The sequence below is a fragment of the Pantoea sp. FN0305 genome (assembly GCF_050113845.1).
GTDB lineage: Bacteria > Pseudomonadota > Gammaproteobacteria > Enterobacterales > Enterobacteriaceae > Mixta > Mixta alhagi.
Genome location: NZ_JBNJSN010000002.1, coordinates 447,647 through 466,986, shown reverse-complemented (window position 1 = coordinate 466,986; position 19,340 = coordinate 447,647). Strand labels below are relative to the sequence as shown.

12 protein-coding genes are annotated in these 19,340 nt (G+C 53.2%); 4 read left to right on the top strand and 8 right to left on the bottom strand.

Translation table 11 applies throughout. From position 1 onward, the window contains the following. Positions 1-189 precede the first annotated feature (189 nt). Positions 190-2,805 carry an aminopeptidase N gene (pepN, locus tag ACQE3Y_RS06240; protein WP_426981095.1) on the bottom strand — a complete coding sequence of 872 codons (2,616 nt, stop codon included), beginning with the start codon at positions 2,803-2,805 and terminating at the stop codon, positions 190-192. A 252-nt stretch (positions 2,806-3,057) separates the two neighbouring features. On the opposite strand from pepN, the gene pncB reads away from it, so the two are divergent. From pncB to ACQE3Y_RS06220, 4 genes are all read left to right on the top strand, one after another. Next, the gene (gene pncB, locus ACQE3Y_RS06235) at positions 3,058-4,263 is read left to right on the top strand and encodes a nicotinate phosphoribosyltransferase (RefSeq protein WP_426981094.1); all 1,206 of its coding nucleotides are present in this window, start codon (positions 3,058-3,060) and stop codon (positions 4,261-4,263) included. 195 nt (positions 4,264-4,458) lie between these two features. Beyond that, positions 4,459-5,859, top strand: a complete 1,401-nt coding sequence (asnS, locus tag ACQE3Y_RS06230; RefSeq protein ID WP_426974248.1) for an asparagine--tRNA ligase — start codon at positions 4,459-4,461, stop codon at positions 5,857-5,859. Between the two features lie 300 nt (positions 5,860-6,159). Then, the gene (gene ompF, locus ACQE3Y_RS06225; protein ID WP_426981093.1) at positions 6,160-7,254 is read left to right on the top strand and encodes a porin OmpF; all 1,095 of its coding nucleotides are present in this window, start codon (positions 6,160-6,162) and stop codon (positions 7,252-7,254) included. A gap of 187 nt (positions 7,255-7,441) precedes the next feature. Then, positions 7,442-8,632, top strand: coding sequence for an amino acid aminotransferase (locus ACQE3Y_RS06220; RefSeq protein WP_426974246.1), 1,191 nt, complete (start codon positions 7,442-7,444; stop codon positions 8,630-8,632). A gap of 43 nt (positions 8,633-8,675) precedes the next feature. On the opposite strand, the gene ACQE3Y_RS06215 is transcribed toward ACQE3Y_RS06220, so the two are convergent. The 7 genes from ACQE3Y_RS06215 to cmoM form a co-directional block, all read right to left on the bottom strand. Beyond that, positions 8,676-9,305, bottom strand: a complete 630-nt coding sequence (locus tag ACQE3Y_RS06215) for an MBL fold metallo-hydrolase (protein ID WP_426974245.1) — start codon at positions 9,303-9,305, stop codon at positions 8,676-8,678. A 39-nt stretch (positions 9,306-9,344) separates the two neighbouring features. Further along, positions 9,345-9,899 carry a DUF882 domain-containing protein gene (locus ACQE3Y_RS06210; RefSeq protein ID WP_426974244.1) on the bottom strand — a complete coding sequence of 185 codons (555 nt, stop codon included), beginning with the start codon at positions 9,897-9,899 and terminating at the stop codon, positions 9,345-9,347. Positions 9,900-10,084: 185 nt separating this feature from the next. After that, on the bottom strand, positions 10,085-11,890 hold the full coding sequence (gene ldtD, locus ACQE3Y_RS06205; RefSeq protein WP_426974243.1) for a L,D-transpeptidase: 1,806 nt from the start codon (positions 11,888-11,890) through the stop codon (positions 10,085-10,087). A 147-nt stretch (positions 11,891-12,037) separates the two neighbouring features. Further along, a complete protein-coding gene (mukB, locus tag ACQE3Y_RS06200) occupies positions 12,038-16,516 on the bottom strand; it encodes a chromosome partition protein MukB (RefSeq protein ID WP_426981092.1) in 4,479 nt (1,492 codons plus the stop codon). After that, entirely contained in the window at positions 16,513-17,229 is a 717-nt protein-coding gene (gene mukE / locus ACQE3Y_RS06195) for a chromosome partition protein MukE (protein ID WP_085067410.1), read from the bottom strand. The genes mukB and mukE overlap by 4 nt, the downstream gene beginning before the upstream one ends. After that, complete coding sequence (gene mukF / locus ACQE3Y_RS06190) at positions 17,210-18,532, bottom strand: chromosome partition protein MukF (RefSeq protein WP_085067411.1); 1,323 nt, start codon at positions 18,530-18,532, stop codon at positions 17,210-17,212. Before mukF ends, mukE begins: the two co-directional genes overlap by 20 nt. Beyond that, the gene (cmoM, locus tag ACQE3Y_RS06185; protein WP_426981091.1) at positions 18,529-19,314 is read right to left on the bottom strand and encodes a tRNA uridine 5-oxyacetic acid(34) methyltransferase CmoM; all 786 of its coding nucleotides are present in this window, start codon (positions 19,312-19,314) and stop codon (positions 18,529-18,531) included. The genes mukF and cmoM overlap by 4 nt, the downstream gene beginning before the upstream one ends. Positions 19,315-19,340: the final 26 nt, after the last annotated feature.

The following is a 19,340-nucleotide window of genomic DNA, read 5'->3' as shown; positions in this document are numbered from 1 at the left end:
GGTAACTCATCAACGGTGACGGCAGGCATTAAAAAGGGCAGCTATGGCTGCCCTGAAAAGTTTTCCTGACTCAAGTGCCGGGCGACCGGCAGCGGAACGTTTTTGTAAGGATGCCTTAAACCGCGCTTTGTACATCTTTATGCTCTGCCAGTGCTCAACTCACGCTGAGTTCGTCGCCCTTTAAGGTGATTACGCGCTTAACGCCTTACTGATTTTCTCATAGAGATCGCCAGAGAGATTGTCCAGATCGCGCAGTTGCTCCAGCGCTTCGCGCATCATACGCTGACGATCGTCATCGTAACGTTTCAGACGAATCAGCGGCTCAATCATTCGCGCCGCCACCTGAGGGTTACGCCTATTGAGATCGGTCAGCATCTCTACCAGGAAGCGATAGCCGCTTCCGTCCCTGGCATGGAAAGCCGCCGGGTTAGCCGAGGCGAAAGCGCCAATCAGAGAACGCACGCGGTTTGGATTGCCCATGCTGAAGGAGCGATGATTCAGCAACGCACGCACGCGCGTTAGCACATCCAGCGACGGACTGGTGGCCTGCAGCGTAAACCACTTATCCATTACCAGGCCATCTTTATGCCAGCGCTCATCCCATGCGCTCAGCATCTCATTACGACAGTCAAGCTGCGCCATAACCGCCGCTGAAAGCGCCGCCAGCGCATCGGTCATATTATTAGCCTGCTGATACTGCGCCTGGACCAGACGGTTTGCCAGTGTCGCGTCGCCCAGCGCCAGATAGCTCAGGCAGACATTTTTCAGCGCACGTTTGCCAATATCCGCATGTTCGACACGATACTCCGGCGTTTGATACGCGTTATAGACAGCCAGCCACTCATCAGCCAGTTCAACGGCCAGCGTACGCATCAGCGCATCCCGCACCGCAGCGTTAGCTTCCGGATCGATAGTATCGAACAGGGCAGCAATTTCATTTTCGCTCGGTAAGGTGAGGATCAACGCCATCAGCGCCGGATCGCTATGTTCATCCAGCAGCACCGCGCGGAAAGCATCAGCCACGTGCAGCGGTAATGATAACGCCTGCCCTTGCTGGAAACGCGCCACGTTGAGCTTGATATAGGTCGCCAGCAGGCTTTGCGCGGCGTCCCAGCGCGAAAAATCGTTACGCGCATGGCGCATCAGAAAGGTTAACTGAGCATCGCTCCAGTTGTAATCCAGCTTAACCGGCGCGGAGAACTCACGCAGCAGCGAAGGCACCGGCTGGTGCCAGACCTTATCGAAAATAAAGGTCTGGAACTCTTCCGTCACGTTCAGAACATGATGAACGGGCTCACCGTTGTGCTGAAGCGGAATCGGCTCGCCCCGATCATCATACAGCTCAATATCGAGCGGAATATGCAGCGGCAGCTTCTCCTGCTGATCGGCTGTTGGCGGCGTCGTTTGCGTAACGTGCAGCGTATATTGCTCTAGCTCCGGATTATAATCGTCACGCACGCTCAGCACCGGCGTACCGGACTGGCTGTACCAGCGGCGGAACTGCGTCAGATCGATGTGGGAAGCATCCTCCATCGCCTGTACAAAGTCGTCACAGGTGGCAGCGCTGCCGTCGTGGCGCTCAAAATAGAGCTGCATCCCTTTCTGGAAATTCTCTTCGCCCAGCAGCGTATGCAGCATGCGGATCACTTCCGAACCCTTTTCATACACCGTAAGCGTATAGAAATTGTTCATTTCAATAACCCGCTCGGGACGAATCGGATGCGCCATCGGACTGGCGTCCTCAGCAAACTGCGCGCCACGCATAATGCGCACGTTATCAATGCGGTTAACCGCACGCGAGCCGAGATCGGAGCTGAACTCCTGGTCACGGAATACCGTCAACCCCTCTTTCAGGCTGAGCTGGAACCAGTCACGGCAGGTGACGCGGTTACCGGTCCAGTTATGGAAATATTCGTGGCCGATCACCGCTTCAATGCCAAGGTAATCTTTGTCGGTTGCGGTTTCCGCTTTTGCCAGCACATATTTAGAGTTAAAGATATTCAGACCTTTATTCTCCATTGCGCCCATATTAAAGAAATCCACCGCGACGATCATAAAGACGTCAAGGTCATACTCCAGGCCAAAGCGCTCTTCGTCCCATTTCATGCTGTTTTTCAGCGAGGTCATCGCCCAGTCTGCACGGTCGAGGTTACCGCGATCCACGTAGATCTCCAGTGCGACATCGCGGCCAGAGCGGGTAGTAAAGCTATCGCGCAGCACGTCGAAATCGCCGGCAACCAGCGCAAACAGATAACAGGGTTTAGGGAAAGGATCCTGCCACTTAATCCAGTGGCGTCCATCATCCATCTGTCCGGCATCAACGCGGTTGCCGTTTGACAGCAGGAACGGATAACGCGCCCGATCGGCAATCAGCGTCGTGGTGAAACGCGCCAGCACATCGGGACGATCCAGATACCAGGTAATATGACGGAAACCTTCCGCCTCGCACTGCGTACAAAGCGCCTCGCCAGATTGATACAATCCCTCCAGCGCGCTGTTTTTATCCGGGTGAATATCGTTGACGATGTGCAGCGTGAAATTATCCGGCAGGCCAGTGAGCACCAACGCGCCCTCTTCCAGGCGGTAAGCCTCCCACGGCTGATCATCAACCCTCAGCGAGACCAGCGTTAACTCGCCACCGTCCAGACGCAGCTCGGCCTGATTCGCGCCAAGGCGTTTAACCCTGCTGACAGCGGTGACACGGGTCACGCTGGCGTCCAGATTAAAGGTCAGGTCAATATCTGTGATGGTGTAATCTGGAGCCTGGTAGTCATGGCGGTACTTTACTTGCGGCTTTTGCGTCATAAACTCTTCTCGTATCAACAATGGTTTAACCCGCTAAGTCTATTCCGGTTGCGCCTGGCTTGCCATGTTGAAACCCAGCTTTTCGCAGTTAATGCTACATCCTGTTTACAATGGCACGTTTCCTCTCGACCTCCCACCGGGTTTTATGCTGTGATCGGCTTCTATTAATCTGCTGGCAGGTTATACTTTTTATCTTTGCGACCTGTATACACCTACGGAAACGCCCCGCGCGAGAGGATGCTGAAACGCACCATGACACGATACGCTTCCCCGATTTTAACCACGCTGCTTGATACCGATGCCTACAAGCTTCATATGCAACAGGCTGTGTTTCATCGTTATCACGACGTGACCGTTACCGCAGAATTCCGTTGCCGGGGCGACGATCTGTTAGGTATCTATGCCGATGAAATTAGCGCTCAGATCGCGCTGATGAGCCAGTTGGCGCTTTCTGATGATGAATACGCCTGGCTTGCTGGCCTGCCCTTTTTTAAAACGGATTACCTGGACTGGTTGAAAACCTTTCGCTATAACCCGGAACAGGTAAAAGTACGTAATCATGCGGGCAAGCTGGATATTCGTATCAGCGGCCCGTGGCGCGAAGTGATTATGTGGGAAGTTCCGCTGCTGGCGCTGATTAGCGAAGTGGTTCATCGTCATCGTTCGCCGCAGGCGACGCCGGAAATGGCCGTGGATCGCCTGCTGGAAAAAATCAGCAGCTTTAAGCTGCTCACGCAGAATATCGATATGTCGCGCTTCCGCCTGATGGATTTCGGCACCCGACGTCGTTTCTCGCGCGATGTGCAGTTGGCTATTGTCAGTACGCTGCAGCGCGATTTCCCGTGGCTTATCGGCTCCAGCAATTATGATATTGCTCGTCAGCTGGCGATTACGCCGGTAGGTACCCAGGCGCACGAGTGGTTCCAGGCGCATCAGCAAATCAGTCCGGTATTAGCTAACAGTCAACGCGCGGCGTTACAGGCCTGGCTGGATGAGTATGACGACAGGCTCGGCATTGCCCTGACCGATTGCATCACCATGGATGCTTTTCTGCGTGATTTTGGACCCGGCTTTGCCCATCGCTATCAGGGTCTGCGTCATGACTCAGGCGATCCGGTGGAATGGGGTGAAAAGGCGCTGGCGCATTATCAAAAGCTGAATATCGATCCGCAAACCAAAACGCTGGTGTTTTCCGATAACCTCGACTTCACCAAAGCGGTGGATCTCTATCGCCACTTTGGTCAGCGCACCAATGTTGTTTTCGGTATTGGCACCCGCCTCACCTGCGATATTCCCGGCGTTAAGCCGCTTAATATTGTGATCAAGCTGGTGGAATGCAATGGCAAACCGGTGGCTAAACTTTCCGACAGCCCGGGCAAAACTATCTGCCAGGATAAAGCCTTTGTGCGCGCATTGCGTAAAGCCTTCGATCTTCCCCTGGTGAAAAAAGCCAGCTAACGCTTATGGCCAGCGCGATTTTTCAGCGCGCTGGCGATTATTTTCTTCTCTAATATTCATTAATTCGTGAAATAAAAAGAAAACTGTTGCCTGACGGTGAATTCTGCTTGTGTCCTGCCGGACGGCAAGTAACATAGATTAACCCTAAATTCGGGGTTAACCTGTTTATTTTCGAACTAATAAAGAGAGAACTTTATGAGCGTTGTGCCTGTAGCGGACGTACTGCTCGGCCAGGTTGCGGTTGGCGAAGAAGTCACCGTGCGCGGTTGGGTACGTACCCGAAGAGATTCAAAAGCCGGTATTTCCTTTGTCGCCGTGTATGACGGCTCCTGCTTTAATCCCGTTCAGGCTGTCGTCAATAATTCTCTGCCTAATTACCAGAGCGAAGTGCTGCGTTTAACAACCGGTTGTTCCGTTATCGTCACGGGCAACGTAGTTGAATCTCCGGGCCAGGGACAGAGTTTTGAGATTCAGGCGACGGCTATTGAGGTGGTTGGCTGGGTAGAAGATCCCGATACCTATCCGATGGCGGCAAAACGTCACAGTATTGAGTATCTGCGCGAAGTTGCTCACCTGCGTCCGCGTACCAATCTCATTGGCGCCGTTGCGCGTGTGCGCCATACGCTGGCTCAGGCGCTGCACCGCTTTTTCCATGAAAATGGTTACTTCTGGGTTTCCACGCCGCTGATCACCGCATCCGATACCGAAGGTGCCGGTGAAATGTTCCGTGTCTCTACGCTGGATTTAGAGAACCTGCCGCGTGATGCGCAGGGCAAAGTTGATTTCAGTGAAGATTTCTTCGGTAAGGAAGCGTTCCTGACGGTTTCCGGGCAGCTGAATGGCGAAACCTACGCCTGCGCCTTATCAAAAATCTACACCTTTGGCCCAACCTTCCGTGCCGAAAACTCCAATACCAGTCGCCACCTGGCGGAATTCTGGATGCTGGAGCCGGAAATTGCGTTTGCTTCGCTCGACGATGCAGCGGATCTGGCAGAAGCGATGCTGAAGTATGTCTTTAAAGCGGTGTTAAGCGAGCGTGCGGACGATATGGCGTTCTTTGCCGAGCGCGTTGATAAGGAAGCCGTTAGCCGCCTGGAGAAATTCGTCACGGCAGATTTCGCCCGCGTCGATTACACCGATGCTATCGATATTCTGCTGGCCAGCGGTCAGACGTTTGAAAACCCGGTTGAGTGGGGTATCGACCTCTCTTCCGAACATGAACGCTATCTGGCGGAAAAACACTTCCAGGCGCCGGTTGTGGTGAAAAACTATCCTAAAGACATTAAGGCTTTTTATATGCGCCTTAATGAAGATGGTAAAACCGTGGCGGCGATGGATGTGCTGGCGCCAGGCATTGGTGAAATTATCGGTGGTTCACAGCGTGAAGAGCGTCTGGATGTGCTGGACCAGCGTCTCAGTGAAATGGGCCTGAATAAAGAAGATTATTGGTGGTATCGCGACCTGCGTCGTTATGGCACCGTGCCCCACTCTGGTTTTGGCTTAGGCTTTGAACGTTTGATCGCTTATGTCACCGGCGTACAAAATGTAAGGGATGTTATTCCTTTCCCACGCACACCGCGTAATGCCAGCTTCTAAAAACTGTCATTAAACATAAGAAATTCATATATATATAAAGGCTGACTTTGTCAGCCTTTTTTTATTTTTGTAAATTTTGAGGTATCTCACAAAGTTCCATTGATTTTACATTTTGAAATACATATTTTCTTTCTGAAACCACTATTAGGGTTTAGTAGCATTTTCGAGGTAGAATTACCTGGCGGCGAATGAAAAGATGCCTGCAGACACAGGAAGACACCAAACTCTGATCAAGCCTTTGTAAATAATTCTTGACGGCAGTGGCAGGTGTCCAAATAACTCCAATGAGGGTAATAAAAAATGATGAAGCGCAACATTCTGGCAGTAGTTATCCCTGCTCTGTTAGCTGCAGGTGCAGCCAACGCAGCGGAAATTTATAATAAAGACGGTAACAAGCTGGATCTGTACGGTAAAGCAGTAGGTCTGCATAAATTCTCTGACGATGCAGATAATGATGGCGATGATACTTACGTTCGTATGGGCTTTAAGGGTGAGACCCAGATTAATGACCTGATGACCGGTTTCGGTCAGTGGGAATATGAGTTCCGTGCCGATAATTCTGAAGGCTCTTCTGACGCACAGGTAGGTAATAAAACCCGTCTGGGCTTTGCCGGTCTGAAATTCGGTAACTACGGTTCTTTCGATTACGGCCGTAACTACGGCGTTGCTTATGACGCGATGGCATGGACTGATATCCTGCCTGAGTTCGGTGGTGACTTTGCCCAGTCCGATACCATGACCGGCCGTACTGGCGGTGTAGCAACTTACCGTAACAGCAACTTCTTTGGTCTGGTTGATGGCTGGAATTTCGCGGTTCAGTATCAGGGTAAAAACGAGCGTGAAAACAACGTGCTGCGCTCTAACGGCGACGGCTACGGCTTCTCAACCTCTTATGTTTCTCCGATCGGTGTTGGCATTGTAGGTGCTTACAGCTCTCAGGATCGTACCAATGCGCAGAATACTGCTGGACTGCTGGGTAGCGGCGACCGCGCAGAGTTCTGGGGCACCGCACTGAAATATGACGCGAATAATATTTACCTGGCAGCAAGCTACGGTGAAGGCCGTAACGCTACTCGTATCTCTTCAGGTAACATTGCTGGCGTCGGCGCCGTATCTGGCTTCGCGAATAAAACTCAGGATATCGAGCTGGTTGCACAGTATCAGTTTGATTTCGGCCTGCGTCCCTCACTGGCTTATGTGCAGACTAAAGGCAAAGACATTGAAGGCGTTGGTGACGTTGACCTGATTAAATATATTGATGTGGGCGCAACCTACTACTTCAACAAAAACATGTCTACCTACGTTGACTACCGTATCAACCAGATTGATGACAACAACGCACTGGGTGTGAATTCAGATGATATCGTAGCACTGGGCCTGGTTTACCAGTTCTAAGTCAGCCTGCCGCAGAGCATATTGCGCTGCTAAGGTTAAAAAACGGGGCCAAAGGCCCCGTTTTTATTTGCCCTTTTTTCAGCCATCTTATTCACTATTCTTTTTCTCGCAAACGGTTGGCTTTTCAACTTTCTGGCGTTAACCTGAGGTCTCATTTCGCTTTTCTTGAAGCTTACGGACCTCTCACATGTTTGAAAATATCACTGCTGCACCCGCCGATCCTATTCTTGGTTTAGCCGATCTTTTCCGCAACGATGACCGCCCGAATAAAATCAACCTTGGCATCGGTGTCTATAAAGATGAAACCGGGCAAACGCCGGTATTAACCAGCGTTAAAAAAGCCGAGCAGTACCTGCTGGAAAACGAAACCACGAAAAACTATCTCAGCATTGATGGGCTGGCTGACTTTGCCCGCTGCACCCAGACACTGCTGTTTGGACAGGAGAGCACCATTGTTAGCGCAAAACGCGCCCGCACCGCCCAGACGCCAGGCGGAACCGGTGCCCTGCGCGTAGCCGCCGATTTTTTAGCGACGCAAACCAGCGCAAAACGCGTCTGGATCAGCAATCCCAGCTGGCCAAACCATAAAAACGTCTTCAGTGCTGCCGGTCTCGAAGTATGCGAATATGATTATTATGATGCAGAGAGCCATCAGCTCGATTTTGACGCGATGCTGGCAAGCCTGCGTGGTGCTAAAGCAGGAGATGTAGTGCTGTTTCACGGCTGCTGCCACAACCCAACGGGTATTGATCCTACCGCAGAACAGTGGGCCCAGCTGGCGCAGCTGTCAAAGGCAAGCGGCTGGCTGCCGCTGTTTGATTTTGCCTATCAGGGCTTTGCGCGTGGTCTGGAAGAAGATGCAGAAGGCCTGCGAATTTTTGCTGCCTGTCATGAAGAACTCATCGTCGCCAGTTCATATTCCAAAAACTTTGGTCTTTATAATGAGCGCGTGGGTGCCTTTACGCTGGTCGCAGCAGATGCCAGCGTAGCCGATACCGCGTTCAGCCAGGTTAAATATACTATCCGCGCAAACTATTCTAATCCTCCGGCGCATGGTGCCGCCGTTGTTGCCACCATTCTTGGTAATGATGCGCTGCGTGCGATTTGGGAGCAGGAATTAACGGATATGCGCCAGCGCATTCACCGCATGCGTCAGCTGTTTGTGAATACGCTCCAGGAAAAAGGCGCTAACCGCGATTTCAGCTTTATTACTCATCAGAACGGGATGTTCTCTTTTAGCGGGCTGAGTAAAGATCAGGTGATTCGCCTGCGTGAAGAGTTTGGCGTTTATGCAGTGAATTCAGGACGTGTTAACGTAGCTGGCATGACGCCAGATAATATGGCCGCCCTGTGCGAAGCAATCGTTGCGGTTTTATAAAACGATAACGTAAAAAATGGGCCTGCGGGCCCATTTTGATTATTCAGATTAAAAAAGGATTACTGATACGCTCACGGCCTAAAGTGGATATTGGCCCATGACCGGGAATGAAGGTGATATTATCGCCAAGCGGCAGCAGCTTATTTTTAATGGAATCAATCAGCGCCTGGTGGCTCCCCTGTGGGAAATCTGTACGACCTACGCCGCCGTTAAAAATAACGTCGCCGGATATCAATAACCGCCCGGCACGGTGGTAAAAAACAATATGACCGGGTGTATGGCCAGGGCAGTGCAAAACTTCCAGCGTCGCATTGCCAACCTGTACCGTCTCCCCTTCTTCCAGCCAGCGATCGGGCGTAAGCGGCGCGCATTCCGCAAGACCAAACATTTGGCTTTGCGTTGGCAGAGCTTCCAGCCAGAAGGCATCGAGTTTATGCGGCCCGATAATTTCTACGCCATAATAAGCGGCCAGCTCAGCGGCAGCCCCTACATGATCCAGATGACCATGGGTAAGCAATATGGCGGTTATCGTGACCTTCTTCGCTTCAACCTGTTGTTTAATGAGTTCCGCATCGCCGCCGGGATCGACCAGCGCAGCCTCATGCGTTTCACTGCACCAAATTAACGAGCAGTTCTGCGCAAATGCCGTTACGGTAATAATATGATAATCCATAAAGCTCCATGACCCGCACAGCTGGCGGGGTTCACTGCATTACCAGTGGCGCACCGGCCCGGTATCAATATGCACAAAGTTACTACGTGGATAATATCCTACACCACCAGCGCGCATTTTTAGCGCCGCTTTGCGTATATTACTCAGAGAAATCCCTTCAATATGAAAATCCATCGCCTGGCCAAGGGTATGATAGCTATGTTTTGCTACCCCACTGCGCTTGCTTTTGCCGCGCAGCATATTATTGGTGGCTAAAGAGCGATAACCCGAAATAAGCTGAATGGGTTTACGATTTTCCAACATTGTCTGTAATCGATAAAGCTGATCAAACAGCCTGGGATCGATGTTTTTAACTTTGTTTGCCCGATAATCGCGGAAAAAGTGATTCAACCGCGCCAGCTCATCCTGATCGTAACTTTGCCCATTAAAAAACTCGGTTTTCAGCGTTTCACCGGTATGAAGATTGTTCAGCGTAAGGATACGAGGACGGGAAGTCGAAACAGAGGCAAGAGCTGAGCCTGGAAGTAGCGCAAGCCCTGCTGCTGCACCACCTAAAACCAGCAGCTTACGACGTTGTGGATCAAAATTAGCCATAAATTGCGTTTACCTGAGAAAAGAAAGCGAACCGTGCAAAAAGTACACAAGCCCGCACCTTAACCGCCACTCCGAATGACGTCAAGGTAGTAAACGGCAGTAATGTGAGAATAAACGAGATTGCAGGCGATAACCCGACCGCCAGAAACAACCGACAGTCGGGAAAAAGTTTACTGAATCAATAATTAAAGCAGGAGTTGGCCCGCCTGCGCCAGAATACGCGTGCCTGACTGCGCAGGGGTATCGTAATTGTAAATATCTGTGCGGAACTGTGTCTTTCCGTCATCCGCTACCCAGGCTGTGAGATAAAAGAGATTTACCGGGACATGATGGCGAACAGGAACATAGCGCGTATCGCCCTGCTGTAAGCTACTGGATATACGCGCCTTATCCCAGCCTGCATTCTGCAACAGTAAACTGGCTAATTCCGAAGCCTTATTTACCCGCACGCAGCCAGAACTCAGCGCGCGAATATCTTTCTGGAAAAGATTATGGTTTGGCGTGTCATGCAAATAGATAGCATCAGAGCTGGGCATATTAAATTTAAAACGTCCCAGCGAATTATGCGCGCCCGGTGCCTGACGTATGCGATAGGGGAATGTGGCTGCTGAGACCATACTCCAGTCAATCATGCTGGGATCGATAACCTCCGCATCATTGCTCCAGCCGGAAAGCAAGGTATAGCCATGCTGATAAAGATAAGAGGGATCGCGTTTAACTTTGGGAATAATATCCTGGCGTACCAGCGTAGTAGGCACATTCCACGGCGGATTTAGCACCACATTATTTAACGCGCTGCGCATCAGCGGCGTTTTACGGTCGGGGCGCCCTACAATCACGCGGGACGATAGGATTTCATTGCCGTCCGCGTAATAGACCAGCGAATAGTTGGCGATATTCACCATGATGCCATTACGCATATCATCCGGCAGCAGGCGCAAACGCTGGATGTTCAGCGCCAACAGCGAGGCTCGCAGCTGCGGCGACACATTAAGCCATTCGCGCGTGCGCGGACCAATTGCCCCGTCTGCTTGCAGGCCCTGCCAACGCTGAAAACGCTTTACCGCCTCAATCAGCGTGGGACCATAAATATTGTCGTTTGTCGCCACCGGTTGTGAAGAGGCGACACTGCCCGGCGCATCCGGCGTGGACGCTGGCATATCAGCCACAGGTGTTGCAGAAGGGCTTACCACAGCCAGCCGATCGCTCTGTGGGGGATTGGCGGCTTCCGCATCCTCATTCGGCGCTGGCGCGTCATGCTGCGCCGCCAGCATGCCGGTACGCTGCAGGATCTCTTTTAACGCCGGAACATCATCGCTGATCTGCCCGGGACGCAGCGTCTGTTTATCTTTTAGCTGCGGCCAGGGATGGTTATCCGCCAGTAACTGCTTCAACGCGTTATGCATTGGGGTATATTGAGGATGCTGCGGAACTAACGAGTTTACGAAGTGAGTCAACTGCCCGGCGTCAACCGCCGCCAGCCACTGGTTGGTAACCGAAAGCGGCGGCAGCGCCATTTTGTAAGGCACGCGGCTATAGAGCCAGCTTTCACCCTGCTTCGGCACGTTAGCAACAAATTGCAGGTAGCCCAGCATCGCGTCCGATAAAACAATATCGCGCGCCATACCGGTGATTTCAGGATCGGTTAACAGCTCTACCCAGCGGGTAAACTGCGGCTGAACCCCGGAAATTGCCACTTCCGCCAGCTGCTGCTGGAAGTGCTGCACCGCTTCTTTTTCCTGCCAGACAGGCTGCATCTGGCGGGCAGCATATAGAGATGCCAGCGAGCCGGTGTAAAAAGGCTTAACGCCCTGCGGCAATGCGGCCAACATTTGCTGTTGTCCTGCCGCCGCGCTCATGGATTCACCGGCTCTTTCTACCGGCACGGCCGTAATAATTGCCGCCGCAGCGGTTGATACCTGTACCAGGCTGATTGCAACTGCCCAAGCCAGCGTTGTTTTCTTCAGTGCTTGATATTTTGCCAGCAACATCCTTGCCCCCTGCCTGCTTTGGTCCGAGGTTAACACACCCTCAGGACTGTTAATTATTATAATAAGTATATAAACGAACAACGGCATTTGTCTCATAGAGCAAATGCCGTTGGCTAGATTAAACGCGAGGCAACCGTTTTACTACATTTATACCTGCGTTTTTTCATCCTCCGACTGGTCCTGCTCCGTCCGAGACATCGTCGCGCCTGGCAGCGGATCGGCAGAGAAACCTCTCAGGCCAACCACATGCACATGTTCCGTATTGTTGAAAACCTTACGCACCAGTTTATAGGTGGTACCTTTTTCCGGGCTGATGTTTTCCGGGGCGGCGATAATCAGCTGCATCTCCAGACGTTCGCAAAGTTCAAACAGCGTCGCGATCGATTTGGCATCAAGGCGCGCGGCTTCATCAAGGAACAACAAGCGACACGGGCTGATATCTTTGCCGCGCAGACGACGCGCCTCTTCTTCCCAGCTCTGCACTACCATAACCAGAATTGACATCCCGGTACCGATCGCTTCACCGGTTGACAGCGCGCCGCTTTCAGCACGCAGCCAGCCATCTGAACCACGGTTAACCTCAACTTCCATTTCCAGATAGTTGCGATAATCCAGTAGCTCTTCGCCGATGGTTTGCGCCGTGCGCTGTCCCATATCGATCTGTGGATTGAGTCGCTGCCAGAGTTTGGCCAGCGCCTCGGAGAAGGTCAGCCGGTTGCTGTTAAACAGATCCTGATGCTGCTCATGCTGTTCAGAGAGGACATCCAGCAGCGTCGCATGGCTTTCGCGCACGTTAACATTCAGGCGCACGCTACGCACCTGACCAAAGCTCACGCTTTGCAGGCCCTGGTTAAGCTGGCGAATACGGTTCTGTTCGCGCTGAATCGTCTTGCGAATAATATTGGCCACGCTACGCGAACTGATAGCCAGCATCTGTTCACGCGCGGTCAACTCTTCAGTCAGACGGCTAAGCTCAATTTCCATCTGCTCGATCGCTTCAACCGGATCGTCGGTACGAATAATATCCTGGCGGATACGCTCGCGCAGATGCTGATAAACGGCGATAAAGAACTGAATCTTACGCTCAGGACGTTTTGGATCTTCAGAAAGACGCAGCACGTCTCGCAGATGTTCATTATCGGCAACCGCCAGACGCAGCGCGCCCAGCGCTTTATCCGACATTGAACGCAGCTCATCGCCGCCCAGATAGGCCAGTTCACGGCGATGCAGACGTCGCTCAACGCCGTTATCTTTCACCATGCGCATCACCGCGCACCAACCCGCTTTGGCGCTGACCACTTGCTCGCGGCTGATATGGTAATCGCGCTCCAGACGACGCAGTTTTTTCTGCAGGCCGTCCATTTCCGCTTCACAGAACGTTAGCTGTTTTTCCAGCTGGTTGCGCCGCGAACGGTTATGGCTAAGGGCATTGTGCAGCTCATCACGGCGGATTCTGGCGCGCTCCTCGGCGCTGGTATCGGCCTGGACGCCAATATCCTGCATCTCCTGCTGCAGCTCTTTCAGCATATCGCGCTTGGCATCCCAGGCGCTTTTTAACGAGGCCAGAACCTGTGAATACTGCGTTAGCTTCGCCTGATGCTCACGCAGCTGCTCACGCGCTCGCGCACGTTCCGCTTCCGCCTGCTCCAGACGCTGACGCAGTTTTTCATTCAGATCGCTGGTTCCGGTCAGCATACCGGCAGAGTCTGCATAGCCGAAATGGGCGCGACGCTGTACTACCTCGGTAATAGCAAACGCCTGCTGGCGCGCTTCACGCTGCGTCTGCTGCGCCTGCTGATAGTCTGCTTTTAACTGTTCATGCTGCTGCGGATCGCTCTGCAGCACCGACAACAGCGGCTCAAGACGAGCCAGATGATTGCCATGCTGTTGTACAAAGCGCGCCGCCTCCTGCGCTTCACTCATCAGTTCACGCAGTTCTTCGCAGCGATCCGCCAACGTCTCATCAAGCAGCAGATTTACACGCGGTAACAGGCGGTTCAGCTGTGCAACGCCCTCTTTTGCCTGCTCAAACTGCTGACGCTGCTGCTGATTTTCGCTTTCGTGCGCATTGAGGGCGCGTTCGATTTCACTACGGCGCGCATTAAGCTGACGGATTTGCGCTTCAGGATCCTCTTCAAAAGCCACCGCCAGGTGACTGCCGATAAAGCGGCTAAAGGATTGATGCAAACGCTGGGTTTTCTGCACGTCAAAAGAGAGCGTGGCGTAGGTCTCTGCCAGTTGCTCGCGTTCAGCATGCAGCAGCTCCAGCTGCTTCTCTCGTGCGGCGCGACCGAACAGCGGCACTTTAGGGAAGCGGGAGTAACGCCACTGGCGCTCTGCCACCTTGACCACTACGGCTTTTTCCAGCTCTTCGGTGCTGAAAACGCTGTCGTCAAAAGATTGCGGATCCCCTTCGATCAGGTAGAGATCTTCCGGGCACTCTTCCAGGCCATCCAGCTGCTCGCGTACCAGCGAGAGGTCAGGCACCACGATGGCATGACGCGACGGTCCATACAGCGCCGAGAAGTAAGGCGCATCTTCCAGGGTGACGTCGTCATAGATCTCCGACAGCAGCACGCCGCCAAAACGCTCAGCCAGCGCATTCAGCCGCGGATCTTCAGAACCGCCGGGCTGGCTAAAGCGCTCAATCTGCTGTTCCGCTTCACGCTTACGCGCCGCCACCTCATCGCGCTCGACCGTGGTTTCACGCTCGCGCTCCAGCAGCTGCTGCATAAATTCGGTAACCTGCTGGCTGTTTTCCAGCGGCTGCCCGGTCTGTTCGCTAAGCTGAGTCAGGATCTCCTGCGCTGCCAGCCAGTGTGGCGCACGCGCCGTCAGCTGGCTGATGCGTTCACGCAGCTGTTCCAGCTCCTGGCGCATCATCATGCGCTGCTCGCCGGCATCGGCTACGCTCTGCGACAGCTGTTCAATACGCGCTTCCAGCTCATGCTGCAGCGCCTCCAGCTCATGCGCCTCATACTGCTGGCCCTGACGCTTGCAAAATTCGTTCAGCAAACGCTCCGCTTCATACTGCTCGCGCAGGCGCTGTTCCATTTCCGACAAACGCATCCGCAACGATGGCAGCTGCTCAGCCTGATGACGCTGGTTAGCCGCGTCGCGCAGCAGTTCCCGTCCGGTTTGCCAGGCTTCACTACGGCTGACCGGCCCGGCAATTTTGCAAACCAGTTCAAAGGCCTGCTCGAACTGACTGTGCGCCGCTTCGGCCACGCTCATTTTCTGCTCAAGCATCAGCAGATTTTCCGTGGCTTCCTGCTCACGCGCCTGGAAGGTTTCCTGCCAGCTTTCCGCATTATCGATGGTGAGTGCAGGCAGACGGCAAATTTCCTGCGCGCGTTGTAACGCCTGCAGCGCTTGCTGATACTGAATCGCACGCGTTTGCTGGACATCCAGCGCCTGCTGGTAGTCTGCCAGCTGGCTTTTCAGCTCATCAACTTCCAGCTCGGCCGCTTCCCGACGCGCTTCGTTCTCTTCCTGCACTTCACGCGCTTCGGCCACTACCTCATTCTGCTCTTCCAGACGGTAGGTTAGCTCATCAATATCGGCTTCGTAGCGTTCTATTTTTTCCTGTTGGCGCACTGCCGTCTGCACCAGGTTCAGGTGATCGCTGGCTGCCTGATAATCGGTTTCCAGGTCGCTTTCAGCAGCGCTGTGCTCCGCCAGCTCACGCGCCATTTCCACATGACGATACTGTTCAGCGGCCAGCTGTTTACGGCTGGCGAAAAGATCATTACGCAGCACCAGCGCGCCATCCAGATGGGTACGGCGTTCATTGGCGTGACGCATATAATCCGCCGCCACATAGTTGGTGGCTTCAGAAATCAGGTGCTTAAACAGGTCACGATCGGACTGAGTAACGCGAATCGCTTCCAGCGTCATACGGTTTTCCCGCAGCGCCGCTTCCATATCCTGAAACGCTTTACGCACGCCGCTGTTTTCCGGCAGCAGATAATCACGCAGCGAACGGGTGATGGCGCTGGAGATCCCGCCATACAGCGAAGCCTCAATCAGACGATAAAACTTGCTGCGATCGCTGGCGGAGCGCAGGCGACGCGCCACAATGCCCAGTTCAAACATCAGGCTGTGGTAATCGGTAATGGAGTTGTACTGTTTAAACTGCACCCCCTCCATTGCCTCAACGCGATCTTTCAGCTCATTCAGCGGCAGGACGCGCGCCTGACGCGTGCCAACCGTTTCTGTAAGCATTTCAGTGGGATGCATAGCAGTGGGCAGACCGTGAATACTAAATGGACGGATATCCACTTTTTTATCACGTCCGGCAACCTGCTGCAGACGCACCCCGACTACCACACGCTGGTGACGTGAATTGACCACATCCAGTACGGAGTAGCAGACGCCCGGACGCAGCTTACCGTGCAGACCTTTGTCACGCGATCCGCTGGTAGAGCCCGCCTCGGTGGTATTACGGAAATGAAGCAGCGTCAAGTCGGGGATCATGGCCGTAATAAAAGCCGCCATGGTGGTGGATTTACCGGCGCCGTTTCCGCCTGAAAGCGTGGTGACCAGGTTATCAAGCTCAAAAGTACGCGCAAAAAAACCGTTCCAGTTAATCAGCGTGAGCGAGCGAAACTTTCCGCGTTCAATCATTCCTCTTCATCCTCTGCCATGTCTGCCTGGCGCTGCTGGCTATCCGCTTCTTCTTCGCTGTTTTCCGTGGTTTCCAGCGTCATGGCTTCGCCGGTGCGAATCATACGCAGCTGCGCTTCGCGCGGATCGTCGCCGCTGCGAACATCGGCGCCAAAGCGAAAAACGGATTCCATAATGCGAAATTTACTGCTGTCGTTGCCCATGAACCACACCATGCCAAGACGGCGCAGACGATTAAGCGACGCGCGCATTTTTTCCTGCAGCTTCTGACGATCGAGATCCGACCCGGTGGAACGCTGATTCACAACCTTTAGCAGCTTCCCTTCATCCGCCAGGCTCACCAGTTCGTCATAGAGTTCCTGCTGGGTAAAAATCCCCTCGTTCGCCAGGCGTTCCGGGCTGAGATAGAGATAACAGAGAATTTTTCCCACCAGCATATCCAGCTCAGAAAGTACTGAACGTGGGATCAGCGTGGTAGAACGCGGACGTAAATAGAAAAAACCTTCCGGCGCACGCACCAGTTCAACGTTATAGCGCGCATAAAACTCTTCAAGGTATTCCTGGTAATCCATTAAAAAGGCATGGTTGTCCAGCTCTTCAATGCCGATATGTCGCCCCGCACGCAGCTGGCTGTCCAGCGCGGGAAAAAGCGGATTCGCCAGTGCCTGAGCCATTTTAACTGGCATCACTTGTTCAATATTTGTCGATGACATGTGCCTGCACCTTGGCTCCGTAATCATTAATGGGCTGCCATTGCGCCGGCAACCCGGAAAAATCAGCTTCCGCCACGCCTAAACGCACCGCCTGGTCGACGACAATGCGCGCCACGTCAAAATGACGGGCCCGTGGGTACTGTGCCAGATAATCCCGCATGACCTCACCGAGGTTAAGCGGTCTGTTTTCCGTTTTGTAAATCTGCAGCGCTTCTTCAATCATCGCTGCAAGCTGCTCACGGATTTCATTAAATTCTTCATACTCCAGTTCCGAAGGCAGCTCGCCGGTGACCTCTTCGTCACGCAGCGTCAGCTCTTCGTCACGCATATCAAACAGGCGATCGGCATTGGCATAGGTCAGCGCCCAGGGCTGATCAAAATAGTTCTGTACCGACTGACGCAAGCGCTGCGCAAAGACACGGTTTTTATCCATATCGATAGCGGTACGGATAAACTTATGGACGTGACGGTCATAGCCGATCCACAGGTCAATCGCCTGCTGGCCCCAGCTAATAATACGATCGAGTTTATTCTGCAGATCGAACACCAGCTTATCGACAAAACCAAGATCCGGGCTGCTGAGCGTAGCATCCTGAATGCGCAGCAGATTTGCCTGCAGCTTATCGCCCGCAGCTTCCAGCGTATCCTGCAACTCGCGCAGCGTGCCAGACGTTTCCGAAAGCAGCAGTTCACAACTGGAGATAGCGGCGCGCCAGTCCTGATTTAGCAGCGCGGCGATATCGTTTTTAACCGACTGCTGTTGCTCATCCATCAGGCGCTGGGTTAAATCGATGCTGTCGAAAATCTCCGCCACCGAATATTTCAGCGGCGCGAAAACGTTGCGGTGCCAGTGAAATTCGTCGCCATCCTCTTCCGCTGCATCCGCCGCCCGCTTCAACTCCTGGGCAACAATCGAAAGCTGCATAGAGAGACGCAGAGTGGAAAATTCACGCTGGCGGATATAGTAATCGGTAATACCGATCGCCAGCGGCGTCAGGCGATAGATAGCGTTGCCATCCGCCAGTTCGCTGGTAAAGCGATTAAGCAGGCGCTGGCGCACCATATCGTTTATCGCATTATTGGCGCGTACCACTACGGTTTCATGGCTTTGCTCAAAAGCGTTACTGACGTGACGAAACGCATCGATCAATTCGCCCTCGCTCATTTCCCCATCCATGCGCTCGCTGTTTAGCGTGGCGATAGCCAGCAGAAACGCCAGACGTTCGGTGGGTAACGAAACGGAAAAATCGTTTTTCCGCGCCCAGGAGACCAGCTCCGGGACAGTCTGGGAAAAATCACTCATAGTAGGTCCTTCGGGCCGGGTTTGCGCGCCGTGACATGGATATACCGCCCCAGGCTGATAAAGGGTTCCTGGCGGCAATATTGGGTTTCTAATGCCAACAGCCGATCAAATTCATCTATTCGTCGTTGTTTATCGTGCATGTAATCGTGAAATACCCGAATGCCGGCGCGGCGTTCAATAATGAAGCCGCAGGATTGCAGCCACTGATAGACCTGTTGGGGATCGCGCGGATAATCAGGCGAAAGCGTTTTCTTTTTGCCTTTCTTCATGCCTACTTCCAGCCAGCCAAAATTGCCATGCGCCGCCGTACTTAATATCTGCCCGTGCAGGTTGTAAAACATCAACGATAATATGCCGCCCGGTGCCAGCGCTTCATACAGCGTAGCCAGAATCGCTTCAGGCTCGGCGACCCATTCCAACACAGCGTGAAACAATACCAGATCCGCTGGCTTATCCAAGCATTGCGCCACCTGCTGCGCGCTAATTTGTTTGAATTGCATGTTATCCAGCACATCCTGCTGCTGCGCATGTTCGCGGGCACGCTGCAGCATTTCACCGGATATGTCGCACAGCAATACCTGATGACCGCGCGCGGCCAGTCCGCAGGCAATTTGTCCCTGACCGCCGCCAACGTCCAGAATGTTCAGCGATCGCGCCGGTAGCATCTCCAGCAACACATCCAACTCCTGCCACAGGATAGCCTGACGAATACGCCCTTTGGTGGTACCGTAAATGTTTTGCGCAAATTTAAGGGCAATATCGTCAAAGTTACGATCCTGCATGCCTCAGCTCCGGTGATTGCTGTTTC

Bases quoted from the DNA above. Each gene is read 5' to 3' on its own strand.
- pepN (WP_426981095.1), bottom strand. From the start codon at position 2,805: ATGACGCAAAAGCCGCAAGTAAAGTACCGCCATGACTACCAGGCTCCA.
- pncB (WP_426981094.1), top strand. From the start codon at position 3,058: ATGACACGATACGCTTCCCCGATTTTAACCACGCTGCTTGATACCGAT.
- asnS (WP_426974248.1), top strand. From the start codon at position 4,459: ATGAGCGTTGTGCCTGTAGCGGACGTACTGCTCGGCCAGGTTGCGGTT.
- ompF (WP_426981093.1), top strand. From the start codon at position 6,160: ATGATGAAGCGCAACATTCTGGCAGTAGTTATCCCTGCTCTGTTAGCT.
- ACQE3Y_RS06220 (WP_426974246.1), top strand. From the start codon at position 7,442: ATGTTTGAAAATATCACTGCTGCACCCGCCGATCCTATTCTTGGTTTA.
- ACQE3Y_RS06215 (WP_426974245.1), bottom strand. From the start codon at position 9,305: ATGGATTATCATATTATTACCGTAACGGCATTTGCGCAGAACTGCTCG.
- ACQE3Y_RS06210 (WP_426974244.1), bottom strand. From the start codon at position 9,899: ATGGCTAATTTTGATCCACAACGTCGTAAGCTGCTGGTTTTAGGTGGT.
- ldtD (WP_426974243.1), bottom strand. From the start codon at position 11,890: ATGTTGCTGGCAAAATATCAAGCACTGAAGAAAACAACGCTGGCTTGG.
- mukB (WP_426981092.1), bottom strand. From the start codon at position 16,516: ATGATTGAACGCGGAAAGTTTCGCTCGCTCACGCTGATTAACTGGAAC.
- mukE (WP_085067410.1), bottom strand. From the start codon at position 17,229: ATGTCATCGACAAATATTGAACAAGTGATGCCAGTTAAAATGGCTCAG.
- mukF (WP_085067411.1), bottom strand. From the start codon at position 18,532: ATGAGTGATTTTTCCCAGACTGTCCCGGAGCTGGTCTCCTGGGCGCGG.
- cmoM (WP_426981091.1), bottom strand. From the start codon at position 19,314: ATGCAGGATCGTAACTTTGACGATATTGCCCTTAAATTTGCGCAAAAC.